This is a genomic window from Streptomyces cellostaticus (genome assembly GCF_001513965.1).
Lineage (GTDB): Bacteria > Actinomycetota > Actinomycetes > Streptomycetales > Streptomycetaceae > Streptomyces > Streptomyces cellostaticus.
Genome location: NZ_KQ948072.1, coordinates 4,502 through 5,582, shown reverse-complemented (window position 1 = coordinate 5,582; position 1,081 = coordinate 4,502). Strand labels below are relative to the sequence as shown.

Below are 1,081 nucleotides of genomic sequence, written 5' to 3'. Positions count from 1 at the left end.
TTTTATCCCCGCGAGGTTGTTTGGTTCGAGGTTCAGGTGTTGCGCCAGTTCGGAGTGGATTCGCGGGTGAGTCTGCGGCTTATGAGGTCGATCATCGCGACGTGGATTATGGCTTCGGAGCGGCGAGGGTGAGTCTCGTAGTCGCGAGCGAGCCGGCGGTGGTGCATGAGCCAGCCGAAGGTCCGCTCCACAACCCAGCGTCGGGGGATCACTTTGAACCCTTTGACGCGGGGGTCGCGTTGGACGACTTCGACGTCGATGCCGAGGCGGGCGCCGCGGTCGATGACCTTGGTGCGGTAGCCGGTGTCGGCCCACGCCTTGGTCACACGAGGGCTTGTGGTGGCGATGCGTGAGAGCAGATGGATGCCGCCTGCGTTGTCGGAGACGCTGGCGGCGGTCACCCAGACGGCCAGGAGGAGGCCGAGGGTGTCGATGCCGAGATGGCGCTTGCGACCAGCGATTTTCTTGCCGGCATCGATGCCCTGGTCGGCTGCGGGAACGTTGGCGGAGGTCTTGATGCTCTGCGCGTCCAGCACGCAGGCGCTCGGCTTGGCATCGCGGCCCTCGGCCTCACGCACCAGTCGCCGCAGCAGGCCGTTGAGCCGGTCGAAGATTCCTTCCTTCTGCCACGCGGCGAAGTATCCGTAGACCGTTTCCCACGGCGGGAAGTCGTGCGGCAGGTAGCGCCAGGGGATGCCGGTGCGGTCGACATGCAGGATGGCGTCCATGATGCGGCGCAGGTCGTGCTCGGGCGGGCGGCCGATGTCCAGGCCCCTGCCCCGTCGGTCGGCCCTCCAGGTGGTGAGCGTGGGGCCGATCAGTTCCCAGCGGGCATTGGACAGGTCGCTGGGGTGCGGGCGTTGTCGCGTCATGTTTCGGCAGTACCGTCAGGCACGGCATGTCCCCAGGGCGCAAACGGCGTCAATCAGGGGCGCCTTGGGATCAGACAGGATCGACTCGACCGAAACGAGCCGAGGCGTGACGTCATCTGTCGCACAACCCGCATTGACCACTACTGCCTCAGCAGTCTCGGTCCCACTCGCCACCCGAAGCGCCACCAAACAACCTTGCGGGGACAAAG

1 protein-coding gene is annotated in these 1,081 nt (G+C 65.9%); it reads right to left on the bottom strand.

The features are described 5' to 3' along the window. Window positions 1-32 precede the first annotated feature (32 nt). Window positions 33-872, bottom strand: a complete 840-nt coding sequence (locus AQI88_RS41315) for an IS5 family transposase (protein WP_067010850.1) — start codon at window positions 870-872, stop codon at window positions 33-35. Between the last annotated feature and the right edge of the window lie 209 nt (window positions 873-1,081).

Excerpts from the sequence above, each read along its gene's own strand:
- AQI88_RS41315 (WP_067010850.1), bottom strand. The coding sequence starts at position 872 with ATGACGCGACAACGCCCGCACCCCAGCGACCTGTCCAATGCCCGCTGG.